This is a genomic window from Streptomyces chisholmiae, assembly GCF_031845445.1.
GTDB lineage: Bacteria > Actinomycetota > Actinomycetes > Streptomycetales > Streptomycetaceae > Streptomyces > Streptomyces chisholmiae.
The window spans coordinates 150,549-169,884 of sequence record NZ_JAVREO010000007.1; the positions used below are offsets into that span (position 1 = coordinate 150,549).

At 78.3% G+C, this 19,336-nt stretch carries 5 protein-coding genes and 1 pseudogene; 4 read left to right on the forward strand and 2 right to left on the reverse strand.

Annotated elements, in window-relative coordinates; translation table 11 throughout:
- Nucleotides 1-7: 7 nt before the first annotated feature.
- Both RM844_RS13745 and RM844_RS13750 read right to left on the reverse strand, forming a co-directional pair.
- Nucleotides 8-4,621, reverse strand: a complete 4,614-nt coding sequence (locus RM844_RS13745; RefSeq protein WP_311667412.1) for a type I polyketide synthase — start codon at nucleotides 4,619-4,621, stop codon at nucleotides 8-10.
- Nucleotides 4,622-4,693: 72 nt separating this feature from the next.
- Nucleotides 4,694-13,174 (reverse strand): annotated as a pseudogene (locus tag RM844_RS13750) (SDR family NAD(P)-dependent oxidoreductase); the annotation flags it as partial.
- Between the two features lie 722 nt (nucleotides 13,175-13,896).
- Here RM844_RS13750 and RM844_RS13755 point away from each other — a divergent pair.
- The 4 genes from RM844_RS13755 (at nucleotide 13,897) to RM844_RS13770 (ending at nucleotide 19,330) form a co-directional block, all read left to right on the forward strand.
- Entirely contained in the window at nucleotides 13,897-15,150 is a 1,254-nt protein-coding gene (locus RM844_RS13755; RefSeq protein WP_311667414.1) for a pyridoxal-dependent decarboxylase, exosortase A system-associated, read from the forward strand.
- A gap of 86 nt (nucleotides 15,151-15,236) precedes the next feature.
- Nucleotides 15,237-17,669 (forward strand): AfsR/SARP family transcriptional regulator, encoded by a 2,433-nt coding sequence (locus RM844_RS13760; protein WP_311667415.1) that lies wholly within the window; start codon nucleotides 15,237-15,239, stop codon nucleotides 17,667-17,669.
- On the forward strand, nucleotides 17,666-18,595 hold the full coding sequence (locus tag RM844_RS13765) for a TIGR03564 family F420-dependent LLM class oxidoreductase (protein ID WP_311667416.1): 930 nt from the start codon (nucleotides 17,666-17,668) through the stop codon (nucleotides 18,593-18,595). The genes RM844_RS13760 and RM844_RS13765 overlap by 4 nt, the downstream gene beginning before the upstream one ends.
- Nucleotides 18,596-18,697: 102 nt before the next feature.
- Nucleotides 18,698-19,330 (forward strand): dihydrofolate reductase family protein, encoded by a 633-nt coding sequence (locus RM844_RS13770; protein ID WP_311667417.1) that lies wholly within the window; start codon nucleotides 18,698-18,700, stop codon nucleotides 19,328-19,330.
- Nucleotides 19,331-19,336 lie beyond the last annotated feature (6 nt).

The following is a 19,336-nucleotide window of genomic DNA, read 5'->3' on the forward strand; positions in this document are numbered from 1 at the left end:
GTCATCCTCACTTCCGGGTGCGGGACCGTCGGGCACGGCGCTGCTCGCCCCGTGTCGTGCCGGTGGCCCGCCGGGGCTGGGAACCGCCGTCCAGCGCGGTGGCGAACGCCGCGACGGTGGGGTGCTCGAAGAGGACGGCCGGCGCGATCGGCCGCTCCAGGCGGCGCTCGAACTCCGCGACCATCGCCATCCCGACCAGCGAGTTGCCGCCGAGGTCGAAGAACGCGTCGTGCACGCCGACCTCGTCGATGCCGAGGAACCGGCCCCACAGGTCGGCGACGGTGTGCTCCCACTCGGTGCGCGGCGCCACATAGGCGGTGCGCAGCGCCGGGCGGGCGAACCGGGCGCCGGCGTCGGCCGGTTCGGCCCCCGCGCCCCCGCCGGTCTGCCCGGCCTGTCCGGCCTGTCCGGCCTGTTCGACGAGGCTGGTCAGGCTGTTGAGCGCGGCCAGCGCGCGGACCGTCTCGGGCAGCGGCCGGCGCAGCGCCACGGTGGCGCCGGCCGCGTCGGCGGCGAGCCCGTCCAGCAGGGCGCAGCCCTCCTCGGCGGTGAAGCCGTGCCGGCGGCGGTGCTCGACGCGGTCGGCGCCGGTGTTCTCGTCCGCCCAGGCGTCGTGTTGCCAGTGGCCCCAGGCGACGGACAGCACCCGGGTGGCGGGGGCCGCGCCGGCCAGCGCCTGCGCGTAGGCGTCCAGCACCGCGTTGGCCGCGCAGTAGTCGGCCTCGCCGATCCCGCCGACCACGCTGGCGATCGACGAGTACAGCACCAGCCAGCGCGGTGGCGCCGGCAACGGCCCGTCGGGGCCGAGGAGTTCGACGAGCGGGCCGAGGCCGACGACCTTGGGGTCCAGCGCCGCGCGGGCGTCCGCCGGGTCGAGGCGCGCGGTGAGCCCGCCGCCGGGCCGGCCGGCCGCGTGCACCACGCCGTCCACGGTGCCGAACCTGGCCACCGTCGCGGCGACCGCCCGGCGCAGCTCGTCTGGCACGCCCACGTCCGCCGCCAGCACCAGCACCTCGGCGCCGGCCGCGGTCAGCTCCGCCACCTCGGCGGTGCCGCTCCGGCCCACCAGGGCCAGCCGGCGCACGCCGCGGGCCACCAGGTGGTGGGCCAGGGCCAGGCCGAGGCCGCGGGTCCCGCCGGTGATCAGGAAGGTGCCCGCCGGGTCCCAGACCGCGCCGGAGGCCGGCAGCTCGGTGTGGCCCTTCAACCAGCGCCGGCCGGCCCGCCAGCCGGCCAGCACCGGCTCGGTCACCGGGTCGCCGGCCTCCCACGGGCCGTGGCCCAGCTCCCACAGCAGCGCCTCGGCCTGCTCCCCGGGGTCGGCGTCCGGTGCCAGGTCCACGCCGCGCCAGGCCAGCTCCGGGTACTCGGCCCGCGCGCCCCGGCCCAGCCCGTGCGGCAGGGCCCGGGCCGGCGCGGTGAGTTCGCCGCCGGTGATCTCCTCGGCGCCGGCGCTGACCGTCAGCAGCCGGGCCGGCGAGCCGGCCAGCGCCCGCACGGTCAGCAGCGGCGCGTCGAAACCGAGCCGCAGCGCCGCGCGCAGCGCCTCGTCGCCCGCCCACACGCCGTCGTCCGGCCCGAGCAGGCTCCACAGGTGCACCACCCGCGGCGGCCCGGCCAGCCCGTCGAACACCGCCCGGTGGTGCGCCGGGTCGGTCGGGTCGATCTCGATCCGCCGGCCGTCCCGGCGCAGCGCGGTGCCGGCCAGCACCTCGACCGCGTCGCCGCCGGCCAGCTCGACCAGCCGGCGGCCGAGCACCCCGTCGCTGAAGACCACCAGGGTGCCGGCCGGCGCCTCGGCCGGCCCGGCGCCCGGGCAGCGCCGCCAGACCGGCGCGTACCGGTGGGCCCCGGTGGCGCGGTCCGGCTCGCCCGCCGTGTCGGCGGCCGACGCGGCGGCCGTGGCCTCGGGCCAGAACCTGGTCCGCCGGAACGGGTAGGTCGGCAGCGGGACCGGCCGGCCCGACCCCCCGTCCAGCGCCGTCCAGTCCAACTCCACCCCCCGCTCCCACAGCCGCCCGCAGGTCTCCAGCACGGCGGTCGCCTCGTCCGGGCGGCCGGTGGCCGGCCACGGGCCTGGCAGCGTGCCGAGCACCGCGGGCCGGGCGTCGCCCGGCAGGTTCTGCCGCACCAGGCCGCCCAGGGTCTGCCCCGGGCCCAGCTCCACATAGGCGTCCACGCCGGCCGTCGCGCAGTGCGCCACGCCGTCGGCGAACCGCACCGGCAGGCACAGGTGGTCCGCCCAGTACCGGGGATCGCGCGCCTGCTCGTCGGTCAACGGCCGGCCGGTCGCGTTGGAGACCACCGGCACCCGGGGCACCCCCCGGGCGACGCTCGCCACCAGAGCGGCCAGCTTGTCCTGCGCGGAGCGCAGCAGCGAGGAGTGGAACGGGTGCGCCGAGCGCAGCGGCCGGGCCGCGACGCCCGCCGCGACCAGCCGGCGGGCCGCGGCCTCGGCGGCCGCCGGCGGGCCGCTGAGCACCGTCATGTGCGGCCCGTTGACGGCCGCCACCTCCAGGCCCTCCTCGGCGAGCGTGTCGGCCGGCGCGGCCACCGCGAGCATCCGCCCGGCCGGCGCGGCGGCGATCAGCCGGGCCCGCTCGGTCACCAGCCACAGCGCGTCGGAGAGGGTGAACACCCCGGCCAGGCAGGCCGCGACGTACTCGCCGAGGCTGTAGCCGACCAGCAGGTCGGGTTCGACGCCGCGGGCGGCCAGCAGCCGGGCCAGCGCGTAACTGACGGTGAACAGCAACGGGTGGGCCAGCTCGGCCTGTTCCAGCGCCGGCTCCGCCGCCGGCACCAGCGGCGAGCCGGCCGGCGCGGCATCGGCGTCCGGTACCGCGTGGAAGACCGCCGCCAGGTCGATGCCGCACCGTTCGCCGGCCAGCGCCAGGCAGTGGTCCACCGCCCGGGCGAACTCCGGCTCGTCCCGGTAGAGGGCCTGGCCCAGCCCCAGGTACTGGTCGCCGACGCCGGGCAGCAGGAACGCCACCCGGGGCCGGTCGGCCGCCCGGGCGGGCTCGTGCGGCGCGGCCAGCCGGGCCGCCGCCTCGGCCGGGTCGGCCGCCACCACGGCCCGCCGGTAGGGGTGCTGGGCCCGGCCGGCCTGGAGGGTGTGCGCCAGCTCGGGCAGCGGGCGGTCGCCCGCCACCTTGGCCAGCCGGGTCAGGGACGCGGCGAGCGCCTCGGGGTGCCCGGCCGAGACCGGCAGCAGCCGCGGCCCGCCGGTGGCCGGCACGGCCGGCGGCGGGCCGGGCGGCGCCGCCTCCAGCACCACGTGCGCGTTGGTGCCGGACCAGCCGAACGAGCTGACGCCGGCCACCGGCCGCGCCGGCAGCCCGGTGGCGTCGGTCAGCGGCGCCACCGCCGCGTTCGCCCCCACCATCTCGGCCGGCTCGCGCTGGTTGAGGTTGGCCGGCGCCAGGCCGTGCTCCAGCACCAGCACCGTCTTGATCAGCCCGGCGATGCCGGCCGCCGTGTGGGTGTGGCCGATGTTGGTCTTCACCGCCCCGACCCGCAGCGGCTCGGCCGCCGGGCGCTGCCCGAACACCTCGTGCAGCGCGCCCAGTTCGATCTCGTCACCGAGCCGGGTGCCGGAGCCGTGCGCCTCCACGTAGGCCACCTCGCCCGGCGTCGCCCCGGCGTCGGCCAGCGCCTGCCGCACCACCGCGACCTGGGCGCCCTGGTTCGGCGCGGTCAGCCCGTTGCTGCGCCCGTCCTGGTTGACCGCCGAACCGCGCAGCACCGCCCGCACCCGGTGCCCGGCCCGCTCCGCGTCGGCCAGCCGGGTCAGCAGCACCATCCCGCCGCCCTCGCCCATCACATAGCCGTCCGCCGCCGCGTCGAAGGTGTGGCAGCGGTCGGTGGGGGAGAGCAGCGCGTTGGCGCCGCTGTAGAGGTACAGGAACGGGTGCAGCGCCAGGAAGCCGCCGCCGGCCAGCACGTAGTCGCACTCCCCGGCGCGCAGCGCGCGCACCGCCAGGTGCGTCGCCACCAGCGCGGACGAGCAGGCGGTGTCCAGCGAGAACGCCGGCCCCCGCAGGTCGAAGTGGTACGCCAGCCGCCCGGCGAGCACGCTGCCGAGGCTGCCCTGCCCCATGTACGGGTCGGCCCAGATCCCGGTGCCCTGCCGCTCCACCTGCGTCTGGCCGTACTGGAAGGCGTCCGAGAAGCCGAGCAGCACCCCGGTCCTGCTGCCGGCCAGGCGCGGCGCCGGCGTCCCGGCGTCCTCCATCGCCTCCCACGCCAGCTCCATCATCAGCCGCTGCTGCGGGTCCATCCGCAGCGCCTCCTGCGGCGCGAAGCCGAAGAACTCCGCGTCGAAACCGGCCACATCGGGCAGGAACGCGCCCCGGCGCGGCCGGAACCTGGCGCGTTCCTCGGGCGACAGGTCCAGCGTGAACCGGTCCGGCGGCACCTCGTCGATCGACGCGGCCCGGCCGGCCCGCAGCAGCTCCCAGTAGGCGTCCACGTCGGGGGCGTCGGGGAAGCGACAGGACATGCCGATGACGGCCACCGGTTCGTGGGCGCGGGCGTCCGCGTCGGCGAGCCGCTGACGGGTGTCCGTCAGCTCGGCGGTCACCCGCCGGAGGTACTCGCGCAGCTGGTCCTCGCCGGCCATGGAAACTCCCTGGGCTCAGTGGGCTGGGGTGGGGTGGATGGTCGAGGGGCGGCCGTGGCCGGCCCGCCGTTCTCAGAGCTGGCTGTCGATGAACGCGAAGAGTTCCTCGTCGCTGGTGGTCGGCGGCGGTGGCGCGACCGGCCGGGGCGGCCCGGTCCGCACCGGCGCGCCCAGCCCGGCCAGCGCCTCGGTCAGCAGCGCCACCGCCCGCTCCGCCGGCAGCGCCGGCAGCGTCCGGGCCAGCGCCTCGGCCAGCTCGGCCGCCGGGTCGGGCGCCAGCCGCTCCGCCAGGTGCCGGCCCAGCAGGGTCACCGTCGGGTGGTTGAAGACCAGCGAGGCCGGCAGCCGCAGGCCGGTCGCCGCGCTGATCCGGTTGCGCAGCTCCACCGAGGTCAGCGAGTCCAGGCCCAGCTCGCTGAACGGCCGGTCCGGGTCGACGGTCGCCCCGCTGGCGTGCCCCAGGGCCTCCGCCACCCGCTCCCGGACGAACGCCGTCACCGCCTCGGCATCCGCGAACCGGGGCCGCCCGGCGGCCGGTTCGGCCGCCCCGGCCGCGGGCTCCGCGTCCCGGCGCGGCGCGGGCGCCAGGCCGCGCAGCACCTCGGGCAGCTCCCCGCCCAGCGCGCGCAGCACCCGCCGGTCGAACCTGCTGGCCACCAGCGTCGGCTCGGCGTCCGCCCGCAGCGCCGTGTCGAACAGCGCCAGGCCCTCCCGTTCGGTCAGCGGCACCAGCGCCGCCAGCCGGCGCCGGTCGGCCCCCGACAGGCGCCCGGTCATGCCGGTGGGCAGCTCCCACAGCCCCCACGCCACCGAGACCGCGGGCCGGCCCGCCGCCCGGCGCCGCCGGGCCAGCCCGTCCAGCCGGGCGTTCGCCGCCGCGTAGGCCGCCTGCCCCGGGTTGCCCAGCACCCCGGCCACCGAGGAGAACAACACGAACGCCCGCAGCGGCGCCTCGGCGGTCAGCTCGTCCAACAGCTCCGCGGCCTCCGCCTTCGGCCGCTGCGCCGCGGCCAGCCGCTCCGGCGTCAGCTCCGCCACCGTCCCGTCGGCCAGCTCGCCCGCCGCGTGCACCACGCCCACCAGCCGGCGGCCCGACAGCACCGCGGCCAGCGCCGCCCGGTCGCCGACATCGCAGGCCGCGACCGTGACCGAGGCGCCCAGCGCCGTCAGCTCGGCGGTCAGCTCCGCCGCGCCCGGCGCGGCCGGCCCCCGGCGGGAGACCAACAGCAGCTCGACCACCCCGTGCCGGGCCACCAGATGCCGGGCGACCAGCGCGCCCAGCCCGCCGGTGCCCCCGGTGACCAGCACCGTGCCGTCCGTCAGGTCGACGCCGGCGGCCTCCCCCGCCAGGGCGCCGCGCACCAGCCGGGGCAGCTCCGTGCGGCCGTCCCGCACCCGGAACTGGTCGGCCGGCCCGGCCCCGGCCAGCTCCGCCGGCGCGTCCGCCAGCCCGAACCGGCCCGGATGCTCGGCCATCGCCGACCGCACCAGGCCCCACACCGCCGAGCCGGCCGGCGCGTCCGGGTCGGCCGTGAACACCAGCCGGGCGTCGCCGAACCGCTCCTCGGTCACCCACCGCCGCACCGTCGCCGCCGCCCAGCCGGCCGCCTCGCCCGCCGGCCCGTCCGGCCGACCCACCACCACCAACGGGGGTACGCCGTCGGGGAGTTCGGCGCCGAAGGGCAGCACAAGCGGCGCCGCGTCGGCCGCCCCTGGCACCGGCGCCGGGCCCGCGTCCGCCCAACTCATCCGGTACCACTCGGCCGCCCCGGCGGCCGGCGGGCGCAGCACGGCGTCCTCGATCCAGGCCACCACCGCGCCCCGCTCGTCATAGAGCACCACCTCGCCGCCGCGCACCCGCACCCGCAGCCGCTCCACGCCGGCCCGCACCACCCGCACCCCGCTGACCGCGAACGGCAGCAACAGCCCCTCCGCGGCCAGCAGCAGCGGGTGCAGCGCCGCGTCCAACAGCGCCGGGTGCACCGCGCACGCCTCCGCGCCCGTCACCGGCGCGGCGATCTCGCCCCACCAGCCGTCCGCGTCCCGCCAGGCGGCGGTCAGGCCCCGGAACGCCGGCCCGTACCCGTACCCACGGGCCGTCAGGCCCGCGTAGGCCTCCGCCACCTCGACGGGGGTGGCGTCGGCCGGCGGCCACTGGGCCAGCGGCCCCGGCGCGGCCGCCGGCGCCGTGCTCAGCGCGCCACTGGCGTGCCGGGTCCACGGCCCGTCGTCGCCAACCCTGGCGTGCACCGTCAACGCGCCGTCGACCACCTGCACCTGGAGCGCGACCGCGCCGTCCGCCGGCAGTTCGAGCGGCTGGTGCAGGGTCAGCGTCTCCACCCCAGGCGCCCCGGCCTCGGCCGCCGCCCGCAGCGCCAACTCCACGAACGCGGTGCCCGGCAGCAGCACCCGGCCGTCCACCGCGTGGTCGGCCAGCCAGGGCGCGCCGGCCAGCGACACCCGACCGGTCAGCAGCAGGCCCGCGCCCTCGGCCAGCGGCAGCACGTCCGCCACCAGCGGATGCCCGGCGTGCCGGCTGGCGTGCAGCCAGAACCGGCGCCGCTCGAACGGGTAGCCCGGCAGCTCCAGTTCGGCCCGCACCGGGCCCAGCAGCGCTGGCCAGTCCACCGGCGCGCCCCGCGTCCAGGCCGCGGCGAGCGCGGTCAGGAGCCGGTGCCGGCCACCCTCGCCCCGCCGCAGCGTCCCCACCGCCGCGCCGGCCACCCCCGCGTCGTCCAGGATCTCCGCCACCGCGTTGGTCAGGATCGGGTGCGGGCTGACCTCGACGAACAGCGGCGCGCCCGGCCCGTCCGCCGCCACCGCCCGGACCGCCGCGTCGAACCTGACCCGCTCGGCCAGGTTCCGGTACCAGTAGCCCGGGTCCAGCCGGGAGCCATCGACCAGTGTGCCGGTCAGCGCCGAGCCGATCGTCACCTCGGTGTCCCGCGGCGTCAACGCGCCCAACCGGTCCAGCAGTTCCTCGCGCACCGCGGTCACGTGCGGGGTGTGCGCGGCATACGCCACCGGGGCGCGACGCAGTTGCACCCGGTCCCCGCAGTCGGCGGCGAACTCCTCCATCGCGGCCAGCTCGCCGGCCACCACACAGCCCACCGGGCCGTTGTCCACCGCCACCCACAGCCGGTCCGCCCACGGCGCCAGCCGCGCCTCGACCTCGGCCACCGGCAGGCCCACCGCCAACACCCCGCCGGTGCCGTCCAACGAGCCCACCACCTGGGCTCGCAGCGCGCTGATCCGGGCCGCCTCGGCCAGCGACAGCGCGCCGGCCACCGCCGCCGCGGCGATCTCACCCTGCGAGTGCCCCACCACCGCGGCCGGCTCCACCCCGGCCGCCCGCCACCGGCCGGCCAGCGCGTACATCAGCGCGAACAGCACCGGCTGCACCACGTCGGTCGCGTCCAGCGAGGGCGCGCCCGGCGCACCCCGCAGCACCTCCGTCACCGACCAGCCGGTGTGCGGCGCCAACGCCGCCCCGCAGCGCGCCACGTCGGCCGCGAACTCCGGGTCCTGGTCCAACAGCTCGGTGGCCATCCCGACCCACTGCGCGCCCTGCCCGGGAAAGACCAGCACCGGCCGGGTCTCCGCCGGGGCCACCGCGACCAGCAGCGCCGAATGTGCCTCACCAGCCGCCAACGCGCCCAGCGCCGCGACCAGTTCGGCCCGGTCGGCGGCCACCACCACGGCCCGGTGCGCGAAGCTGGCCCGCCGGGCCAACAGCGGCGCCACGTCCGCCGGCTCGGCGTGCTCCGCCAGCGGCAGCAGCCGGCCCGCCTGTGCCCGCAGCGCGGCCGCCGAACGGGCCGACAGCACCCACACCAACGGCCCGGCCGGCGCCCCGGCCACCTCCGCCGCCGGCGGCGCCTCCTCCAGCACCAGGTGCGCGTTGGTGCCGCTGATCCCGAAGCTGGAGACCGCCGCCCGCCGCGGCCCGGCGCCGGCCGGCCAGGGCCGCGGCTCGGTCAGCAGCCGCACCGCCCCGTCCGACCACCGCACCCGGCCGCTGGGCCGCGCCACGTGCAACGTCCTCGGCAGCAGCCGGTGCCGCAGCGCCAACACCATCTTGATCACGCCGACCACGCCCGCTGCCGCCTGGGTGTGCCCGACGTTCGACTTCACCGAACCCAGCCACGCCGGCGCCTCCCGGTCCTGCCCGTAGGTGGCCAGCAGGGCGTGCGCCTCCACCGGGTCGCCCAGCGCGGTGCCCGTGCCGTGCGCCTCGATCGCCGCCACGTCGGCGGGGGCCAGGCCGGCGTCGGCCAACGCGTCCCTGATCACCCGGCCCTGCGCCTGCCCGTTCGGCGCGGACAGCCCGTTGCTCGCCCCGTCCGAGTTGACCGCCACGCCCCGGATCACCGCCAGCACCCGGTGCCCGTTGCGGCGCGCGTCGGAGAGCCGCTCCAGCAGCAGCACCCCGGCGCCCTCCGCGAACGAGGTGCCGTCCGCCGACTCGTCGAACGCCTTGGCCCGCCCGTCCGGCGCCAGCCCGTTCTGCCGGCTGAACTCCACCAGGTGCCCGGGGTTGGCCATCACCGCCACCCCGCCGGCCAGCGCCAGCGAGCACTCGCCGCGCCGCAGCGCGGCGGTCGCCAGCTGCACCGCGACCAGCGACGAGGAGCACGCGGTGTCCACGGTGAGCGCCGGGCCGCGCAGCCCCAGCGTGTACGCGATCCGGCCGGAGACCACGCTCAGCGTGGTGCCGGTCAGCAGGTGCCCGTCGGCCGCCCCGGTCGGCTGGTGCAGCCGCGGACCGTAGTCGCCGGCCATCGCCCCCACGAACACCCCGGTCGCCGAGTCGGCCAGCCCGGTCGGGTCAAGCCCGGCCCGCTCCACCGCCTCCCAGCAGATCTCCAACATCAGCCGCTGCTGCGGGTCCATCGCCAGCGCCTCGCGCGGGCTGAGCCCGAAGAACTCCGGATCGAAGGCGTCGGCCTCGTGCAGGAAGCTGCCCTGCCGGGTGGCGCAGGCCCCGCCGTGCAGTGCGGCCAGGTCCCAACCCCGGTTGCCAGGAAGCTCGGAGAGGGTCTCCCGCCCCTTGGCCAGCAGCTCCCAGAACCCCTCCGGCGAGTCGATCCCGCTCGGCAGCCGGCACCCCATCCCGACAATGGCGATCGGCTCACCAGCGGCTGCCGCGGGGCCCGCGGCCGGCGCCGCGTCGGAAGTCCCGCCCTGCGCCTGCGCCTGCGCCGGAGCCGCGGCGGCGTCCGGTGACGTGCCCGTGACTCCGCCGACTGTGGCCGGCGTCCGGCCCGTCGCCCCGGCGCCGAACGCCGAGGCTGCCGCCGGCGATGTGCCGGCGCCTCGCGTCGCAGCCGGGCTCGCCGCCGAGGCGTCCGGCCCCTGGCCGGCCGCCGCGCCCGTGCTCTCAGCGCCCTGCGTCGGGCTCTGGCCAGCGTCGGCACCGCCGCCCGTGGCGGGGGCCCCGGCCCCGTGCGTCAGGCCCGCCGCCGAGGCGGCCCGCGCCGCGCCCGTTGTCTCGGCGCCCTGCCCGGCACCGACCTCGCCGGCCGCCCCGGCGCCCCGCACCGTGTTCCCTGCCGCATCCGCGCTCCGCGCCCGCGCCCGACCCGCCGCCCCGGCGCCCAGCGCCGAGGCCGGTGTCGCGCCTGCGGCGGGCGCCTCGTTCAGCGGCACCGCCCCGGCCCCGTGCGTCAGGCCCGCCGCCGAGGCGGCCCGCGCCGAGGGCGGCGTGGCGTCCCGCCGCGCCGCGTGCGCGGCGAGCAGCGTGCGGAGGTGTTCCGCCGCCCGGCGCGGGGTGGGGAAGTCGAAGAGCAGGCTCGACGGGAGTCGCAGGTCGGTCAGGTATTCCAGACGGCGGTGGAGTTCACTGGTCAGCGCCGAGTCGAAGCCCAGGTCGCGGAAGGCGCGGCCCTGTTCCACCGCGTTGGGGTCGGTGTGCCCCAGCACGCCGGCCACCGCCTCGGCCACCAGCGTCCGCGCCTGCCGGGGCGTCGCCCCCGGCGCCCGGCGCCCGGCGGCCTCGGCCACCGGCGCCTCGCCCACCCAGTGCCGCTGCCGCTGGAACGGGTAGGTCGGCAGGTCGACCGGCCGCCCGTCCGGCACCGCCGGCCAGCGCACCGGCAGCCCCGCGACCCACGCCTCCGCCCGGCACGCCGCCCAGCGGGCGGCGCCGCCCTCGTCCCGGCGCAGGGTGCCGACGGTCGCCACCTCGACGCCGGCCCGCTCGGCGGTCTCCGCGATCCCGCCGAGCAGCACCGGGTGCGGGCTGACCTCGACGAACCGGGTGACGCCCCGGCCCAGCGCGGCCTCGGTCGCGGCGCCGAACCGCACCTCGTGCCGCAGGTTCTCGTACCAGTAGTCGGCGTCCAGCCGCGCGGTGTCCAACGGGCCGCCGGTCAGCGTCGAGAGGAACGTGACCTCGGTGGCGACCGGCCGCACCGGCGCCAGCAGCTCCGCCAGCTCGGCGCGGATCGCCGCCACGGCGGGGGAGTGCGAGGCGTAGCCGACCGGCAGCGACTTCACCCGGTGGCCGGCTTCGGCCAGCGTGGCGGCGAGCGCGTCCAGCGCGGCCCTGGGGCCGGAAACCACCACGGAGCGTGGCCCGTTGACGGCGGCGACGCCCACCTCGGGCGCGCCGGGCAGCAGTTCCTCCAGGACCGCGACCGGCGCCCCGACGGAGAGCATCCCGCCGCCGTCCAGCGCCCGCAGCGCCCGGCTGCGCAGCGCCACCACCCGGGCCCCGTCGTCGAGGCTGAGCGCGCCGGCCACGGTGGCCGCCGCGATCTCGCCCTGCGAGTGCCCGATGACGGTCTCCGGCGCCACGCCCACCGACCGCCACAGTTCGGCCAGCGACACCATCACCGCCCACAGCGCCGGCTGCACCACGTCGACCCGCTCCAGCGAGGGGGCGTCCGGCGCGCCGCGCAGCACGTCCAGCGGCGCGTAGTCCACGAACGGGGCCAGCGCGTCCGCGCAGGCCGCCAGGCGGTCCGCCACGGCCGGCGGCCCGGCCAGCAACTCCCTGGCCATCCCGGCCCACTGGGTGCCCTGGCCAGGGAAGACCAGCGCGGTCGCGCCGGGGACGGCGGTGCCCACCACCACGCCGTCGGCCGGCCGCCCCGCGGCGAGCGCGGCCAGCCCGGCGGGCGTGCCGTCCAGCACCACCGCGCGCCGCTCCAGCGCGGCCCGGCCGTGCCGCAGGGTGTGCGCCACGTCGCGCGGGTCCGGCGCCCGGTCGGCGGCCAGCCGCTCGGCCAGCGCGCCGGCCTGGGCGCGCAGCGCCGCCGCCGACCGCGCCGACAGCGGCAGCGCCGGCGCCTCGGCGACGGCCGGCCGGCCCCCGGCCGGTGCCGTCGCGGGCGGTTCCGCCACCACCAGGTGGCAGTTGGTGCCGCCCACGCCGAACGAGCTGACCCCGGCGATCCGCCGCCCCGCCCCCCGGGGCCAGGCGCGGGGCTCGGTCACCACCGCCAGGTTCAGCTCGTCCAGCGGGATGTCCGCGGGCGGCTCGGTGAAGTGCAGGCTGGGCGGCAGCGTGCCCTCGCGCAGCCCCAGCACCACCTTGAGCAGCCCGGCCGCGCCGGCCGCGCCCTCCAAGTGGCCGATGTTGGTCTTCACCGAACCGACCAACAGCGGGCCGGCGGACCGCCGTTCCTCGCCCAGCGCGGCGCCCAGCGCGGCCGCCTCCACCGGGTCGCCGGCCCGGGTGCCGGTGCCGTGCAGCTCCACGTAGGAGACGTCGGCCGCGCGTACCCCGGCGTCCCGGCAGGCCCGCCGGATGACGGCGGCCTGGGCCGGGCCGTGCGGCACGGTCAGCCCCTCGCCGCCGCCGTCGTTGTTGACCGCGCCGCCAAGGATCACCGCGTGCACCCGGTCGCCGTCGGCCACCGCGTCCGCCAGCGGGCGCAGCACCAGCAGCACGCCGCCCTCGCCGCGCGCGTAGCCGTTGGCCCGGCGGTCGAAGGTGTGGCAGCGGCCGTCGGGGGAGAGCGCCCCGAACGCGTCCAGCACCGCGCCGGAGCGCGCGCCAGCGATCAGGTTGACGCCGCCGGCCAGCGCGGTCCGCACGGTGCCGGCCCGCAGGTCCTGGCAGGCGGTGTGCACCGAGACCAGCGACGAGGACTGCCCGGTGTCCAGCGTCAGGCTGGGCCCGCGCAGCCCCAGGTGGTAGGAGACCCGGTTGGCGAGCAGGCCGCGCTGGGTGCCGGTGAAGGTGTGCGGCCCGGGCGGGCCGGCCAGGTGCTCCCAGTCGTTGGCGATGGCGCCCAGGTAGACGCCGGTGTCGCTGTCCCGCAGCGCGGTGGGCGCCACCCGGGCGTGCTCCAGGGACTCCCAGGCCAGTTCGAGGACCAGCCGGGCCTGGGGGTCGAGCACGGCGGCCTCGCGCGGCGAGATGCCGAAGAAGCCGGCGTCGAAGCCGTCGATCGCGGGCAGGAAACCGCCCCGCCGCGGGGCGCCCGCCGGCCACCGCCCGGGCGGCGGCTCGGCCACCGCGTCACCGCCGGCGGACAACAGCCGCCAGAACTCGTCGGGGTTCGCGCCGCCCGGCAGCCGGCAGGCCAGACCGACGACGGCGATCGGCGCACCGTGCGCGCTTTCCGCACTCCTGGAGGACATTCACTCACCAACCGTCGCGAGGCGTTGCGGACAGAACATCGAACAGCACATCGGGCAGACATCGAACGGCGAACCGGCCAGTGGATCGACCGGCCTACCGGGTGGCACGACCCGCGGCCAACCGGACGGAAAAGCGGCCGGCAAACCGCGCGGTGACCCGTCGGAAACCCAGCGGAGAACCGAGTGGATAACCGAAGGGAAAAACCGAAGGGAACGAACGAGAACAGGGGTGATCGAGCGGTGACAAAGGTGCGGTTCACCGAGGAGGGGAAACGCGGAATCGTCGTCGCGCCGCCCCGTTTCACCCCGGCCTGATGGACACCGATCCTGGGCCGCCGCCGCCCGGCCGGTCAAGAAGAGCACCCCCGGGGCCGGTGACAGGAAACGCTGGTCAGGAAGTGGTCAACGGCCCCACCCACGCCGCACCCGGCCCCTACCCAGCCACCTGAGCTGCACGGATGTGGCCATTCGGTGGACCTGCGGGGGAGGTGTGCGGGGGTCGGCCGGGGAATATGGGGAGCCGCTACCCATGCGGAACGCGGCCCCGGTTGGGAACGTGCAGGGAGCGTCGCCGGCCGGTTCTGGCCGGCCGCCAGAACGCTTCGGTAAGGCCCGCCCGGGCCGGCCGGAAAAGGCCGGACCGAGCAGGCGACAGCGCGCAGCGCGCACAAGGGGGATGAGGTATGGCCGCCACGACCACCGCGACAACGCCGGACGAGACGCTTTTCGAGCGCGCGGCCGGCGGCCTGCACATCGGCGGAATTCCCGCCGGGCGACTCGCCGAACGGGTCGGCAGCACCCCGTTCTTCGCCTACGACCGGGCGCTGATCACCCGCCGGGTGGCCGCCGTCCGGGCCGCGCTGCCCGCCGACGTCCACCTCAGCTACGCGGTCAAGGCCAACCCGATGCCCGCCGTGCTGCACCACCTGGCCGGCCTGGTCGACGGCTTCGACGTCGCCTCCGGCGGCGAGCTGCGGCACGCCCTGGACACCCCGGTCAGCGCCGACCGGATCAGCTTCGCCGGCCCGGGCAAGAGCACCGCCGAACTCCGCCAGGCGGTCGCCGCCGGCGTCACCGTCGAGCTGGAGTCGGCCACCGAGCTGGCCCGGGTGCGGGAGCTGGCCGACGACCTCGGCCGGCCGGCCCGCCTCGCGCTGCGGGTCAACCCCGACTTCGCCCTCAAGGGCGCCGGCATGCGCATGGGCGGCGGCCCCCAGCAGTTCGGGGTGGACGCCGAACGCGTCCCCGAGCTGGTCGCCGAGATCACCGCCGCCGGCCTCGACCTGCTGGGCTTCCACGTCTTCGCCGGCTCGCAGAACCTCCGCGCGGACAGCATCCGGGAGGCGCAGACCGCCACCGTCGAACTCCTGCTGCGGCTGGCCGACACCCTGCCCGGGCCACTGCGCTACCTCAACCTCGGCGGCGGCTTCGGCATCCCCTACGCGACCAGGGACACCCCGCTGGACCTGCCAGGCGTCGGCACCCACCTGGCCGACCTGCTGGCGACCCGGATCCGCCCCCGCCACCCGGCCGCCCGGGTGGCCCTGGAACTGGGCCGCTACCTGGTCGGCGAGGCCGGCGTCTACCTGACCCGGGTCGTCGACCGCAAGGAGTCAAGGGGCACCACCTTCCTGGTGGTCGACGGCGGGCTGCACCACCAGCTCGCCGCCTCCGGCAACTTCGGCCAGGTGATCCGCCGCAACTACCCCGTCGCCGTCGCCCACCGCGCGGCCGGCCCGACCGCCGACGCCCCGTCGGAGACCGTCACCGTCGTCGGCTGCCTGTGCACCCCGCTGGACCTGCTCGGCGACCGGGTGGAGCTGCCGCGCGCCGAGATCGGCGACCTGATCGCCGTCTTCCAGGCCGGCGCCTACGGCCGCACCGCCTCGCCCAGCGCCTTCCTCGGCCACCCGGAGCCCGTCGAGGTCCTGGTCTGAAGCACGCGCCCGCCCGGCCCACCACGCACCCGTCCACCCGCGGCCGGCCCACCGGCCGCCCACCACCCGAACCCAGGGGGTTACCAGTGCGGACTCTCGACCCGAGAGACGTGCAGCGGACCGGCACCGTCCACCCGTCGGCCACCGCCGCCCAGCCCGGCACCACCCACCCGCACCCCGAGGCCCCCCAGCGCCCGGCCGCCACCCTCCGCGCGGTCCCCGACGACCTGCCGGCCGCGCCCGCCTTCCGGGTGCTCGGCCTGCTCCAGGTCGTCGGCGCCGAGCAGGTGTTGGTCACCGCCCGCCGCCAACAGGTGGTGCTCGCCCTGCTGTTGCTCAACGCCAACCGGCTGGTCACGCTGGACGGGCTGGTCGCCGGCCTGTGGGACGGCGACCCGCCGGCCACCGCCAGGGCCCAGGTGCAGACCGCGATCTCCGCGCTGCGGCGCCTGCTCGCCCGCGCCGGCCTCGGCGAACGCATCCACACCCGGGGCGTCGGCTACGTCATCGAGGTGGCGCCAGGCGAACTCGACCTCACGGTCTTCGACGAACTGCTCGCCCGCGGCCGGGCCGCCCTGGACACCGCCGACCCGCACCGGGCCCGCCGGGCGTTCCGGGAGGCGCTGGCGCTCTGGCGCGGCGAGCCGGTCGCCGGCGTCGACGGCCGGCTGGTCGCCGCCCACCGGGCCCGGATCGCCGAACGCCGGGTCGGCGCCGTCGAGGAGTGCGTCGAGGCCGAACTCCGCCTCGGCCTGCACCGCGAGACCCTCGGCGAACTGACCCAGCTGGTCGCCGAACACCCCCTGCGGGAACGCCTCGTGGGCCAGCTGATGACCGCGCTCTACCGGGCCGACCGGCGGGTCGAGGCGCTGGCCGCCTACCGCGCGCTGCGCGCCGCCCTCGTCACCGAACTCGGCCTGGAGCCGAGCGCCGCGCTGCGCCGACTGCACCAGGACGTGCTGGCCGACCGGGTCGACCACGGGCCGTCCCAGCCGGCCGCCGGCGCCGCCCGCCCGGTGCCCAGGATGCTGCCCGCCCGGCCGGCGGGACCGCTCGCCCACGCCGACCGACTCGCCGCCCTGCGGCGGCAGTTGCTCGCCGACCCCGCCCCGGCCGGCGCCCGGGTCGCCGTCCTCACCGGGCGGGCCGGCGTCGGCACCTCGACCCTCGCCGTCGCCGCCGGCCACGCCCTGGCCGACGACTTCCCCGACGGGCAGCTCTACGCCCGGCTGACCGACCGCGCCGGCCGCCCCAGGGACAGCGCCGAGGTGCTGGAGGGGCTGCTGCGCGGGCTCGGCCTGGCCGTCGCCGAGATCCCGCCCGACCTGGGGGCCAGGGCCGCCCTCTACCGCAGCGCCCTCGCCGGCCGCCGGGTGCTGGTGGTGCTGGAGGACGCCGCCGACGAGGCCCACCTCGCGCCCCTGCTGCCCGGCGACCCGCGCTGCCCGCTGATCGTCACCACCCGCTGCCGCACCCTCGCCCCGGCCGGCGCCGCCCGGCACGAACTGGCCCCGCTGGACGCCGACCGGGGCGCCGAACTGCTCGCCACCCTCCCCGGGTTGACCCCGGGCCCCGACGAGGACGCGGCCGCCCGCCAGCTGGTCGAACTCTGCGGCGGCCTGCCGCTCGCCCTGGCCGGCGCCGCCGCCCGGCTCGCCGCCCGCCCGCACTGGCGCCTCACCGACCTGGTGGCAGGGCTGCGCGCCGAGGACACCCGCCTGGACCGGCTCGGCCACCACGGCGTGGACGTCCGCGCCAGCCTGCGCCGCACCCTGGACCAACTGCCCGCCCCGGCCCGCCGCCTGTTCGCCCGGCTCGGCCTGCTGCCGCCCGGCCCCTTCCCCGGCTGGGTCGCCCAGGCGCTGCTCGGCGACGCCTCCGGCGCCCCGGCCGAGGTACTGGAGACGCTGGTCGAGACCCGGCTCGTCGAGGCCACCAGCCGCGCCCGGGGCGCCGTCGGCTACCGCCTCCACCCCCTCGACCGGGTGCTGGCCCGCGAGTTGGCACACGGCCGCGAGACCACGGAGGAGCGGGCCGCGGCGCTGCGCCGGGTCTTCGGCGGCTGGCTCGCGCTGGCCGACCAGGCCGCCGACCGGCGGGGCCGCCCCCGCGCCCCCGGCCGCGCCCGCCGCTGGCCCCCGGCCGCCCCCCTGACCACCGGCGCACCCACCACCGCCGAGGAGTGGCGGGACGGCCTGCTGGCCGCCGCCGAACTGGCCGAAGCGGCCCAGGAGCCCGGCTACTGCTGGGAGTTGGTGCTCGCCGCGGCGGGAGCGCCGGCGCCGGCCCGCCACCCGGCCGACTGGCCGGCCGCCGTCGAACGCGCCCTGCGCGGCGCCCGCACCGCCGGCGACCCGGCCGGCGAGGCCGCGCTGTCCCGGCTGCTGCCGTCCCGGCCGGCCACCAGCGGCGCCGAACCGTGCGCCCACGTCCTCGCCGGCCGGGCCTCCGGCCGGTTGGAACCCCGCCGGCCGCCACTCGGCCAGTCGGCGCTCGTCAGGAAGGAACCGACCCCATGACCGTCGGAGTGGCCCTGCCGGCCGGTGACACCGCGGGGACGACCAACGCGGTGACCGAACTCATCGCCCAGACCCGCCAGTTCGCCGAGCTGGGCGGCACCGCGGTCTGGTTCAGCCAGCTCTTCGACCACGACGCCGTCACCCTGGCCGCGCTCGCCGGCCGCGAGGTGCCCGGCGTCCGGGTCGGCACCCAGGTGGTGCCGCTCTACCCGCGGCACCCGCTGACCCTGGCCGCCCAGGCGCAGACCGCGGCCGCCGCCACCGGCGGCCGCTTCACCCTGGGCGTCGGCACCGGCGTGCGCGGCCTGCTGGAACCCGCCTACGGCACGCCCTACCCGCCGCCCATCGGCCACCTGCGGGAGGCCCTCACCGTGCTCCGGCAGGCCCTCGACGGCGGCCAGCCCCGGTTCGCCGGCCGCACCGTCACCGCCCGCCCGCCGCTGCCCACCGCCGTGCCGGGCGGCGCCGGCACCCCGCTGCTGGTCGCCGCGATGGGGCCGCAGGCCCTCCAGGTGGCCGGCGAACTGGCCGACGGCACCCTGCCGTTCCTCGCCGGCCCCCGCACCCTCGCGGAGCGGATCGTCCCGGCCCTCACCCGGGCCGCGCGGGACGCCGGCCGCCCGGCACCCCGGATCGTCGCCGCGGTGCCCGCCGTGGTCACCGACGACCCGGAGGTGGTGCAGCAGATCGCCGCGGTGCGGCTGGGCGCCTACGCCGACATCCCCTCCTACCGCCGGATGGTGGCCGCCGAGGGCGCCTCCCACCCGGTGGAGCTGGCCCTGGTCGGCGACGAACGGACGGTGACCGCCGGCATCCGCCGCTACTTCGACGCCGGCGCCACCGAGGTGGTCCTCACCCAGACCGGCCTCCGCTCCACCTCCGACCGCCTCCGCACCTGGCACCTCGCCGCCGACCTGACCCCCTGAAGGACCGACCCCGGCCCGCTGCGCCTCGCTGCCGCCTCGCCGGCGGCGAGCCGTCGCTGGCGGCGGCGATGAGTTTCTGGGGCCGGCCGGGTCTGACCTGGTATGACGCGCATCATCGCTGACATCTCGGTCTCCCTGGACGGCTTCGTCACCGGGCCCGATCCCGGCCCCGACAACGGGCTGGGGGACGGCGGCGAGGCCCTGCACACCTGGGCGTTCTCCGACGACGCCGACGACCGCCGGATCCTGCGGGAGGCGACGGCCCGTTCGGGGGCCGTCGTGCTCGGGCGCCGGCTCTTCGACGTGGTCGACGGGCCGCACGGCTGGGACGCGGAGACCGGCTACGGTGCCGGCGAGGCCGGCGAGCCCGCGTTCTTCGTGGTGACCACCGCGCCGCCGCCGGCGGTGCGGCTGGCCGACCTGGACTGGACCTTCGTCACCACCGGCCTGCCCGCCGCCGTCGCCGCCGCCCGGGAGGCCGCCGAGGCGGCCTCCCTGGCCAGCGGCCTGGACCTCGACGTCGTGCTGATGGGCGGCGGCGCGACCATCCGCTCCGCGTTCGACGCCGGGCTGGTCGACCGGCTGACGCTGCACCTGGCGCCCGTCGTGCTGGGCGGCGGCACACCGCTCTTCCACGGCGCGGCGCCGCGCGGCCTGGTGCGGCGGAGCGTCACCGTGACCTCGACCGTCACCCACCTCACCTACGACGTCGGCGGACCCCACGACGCCGGCTGAGCACCA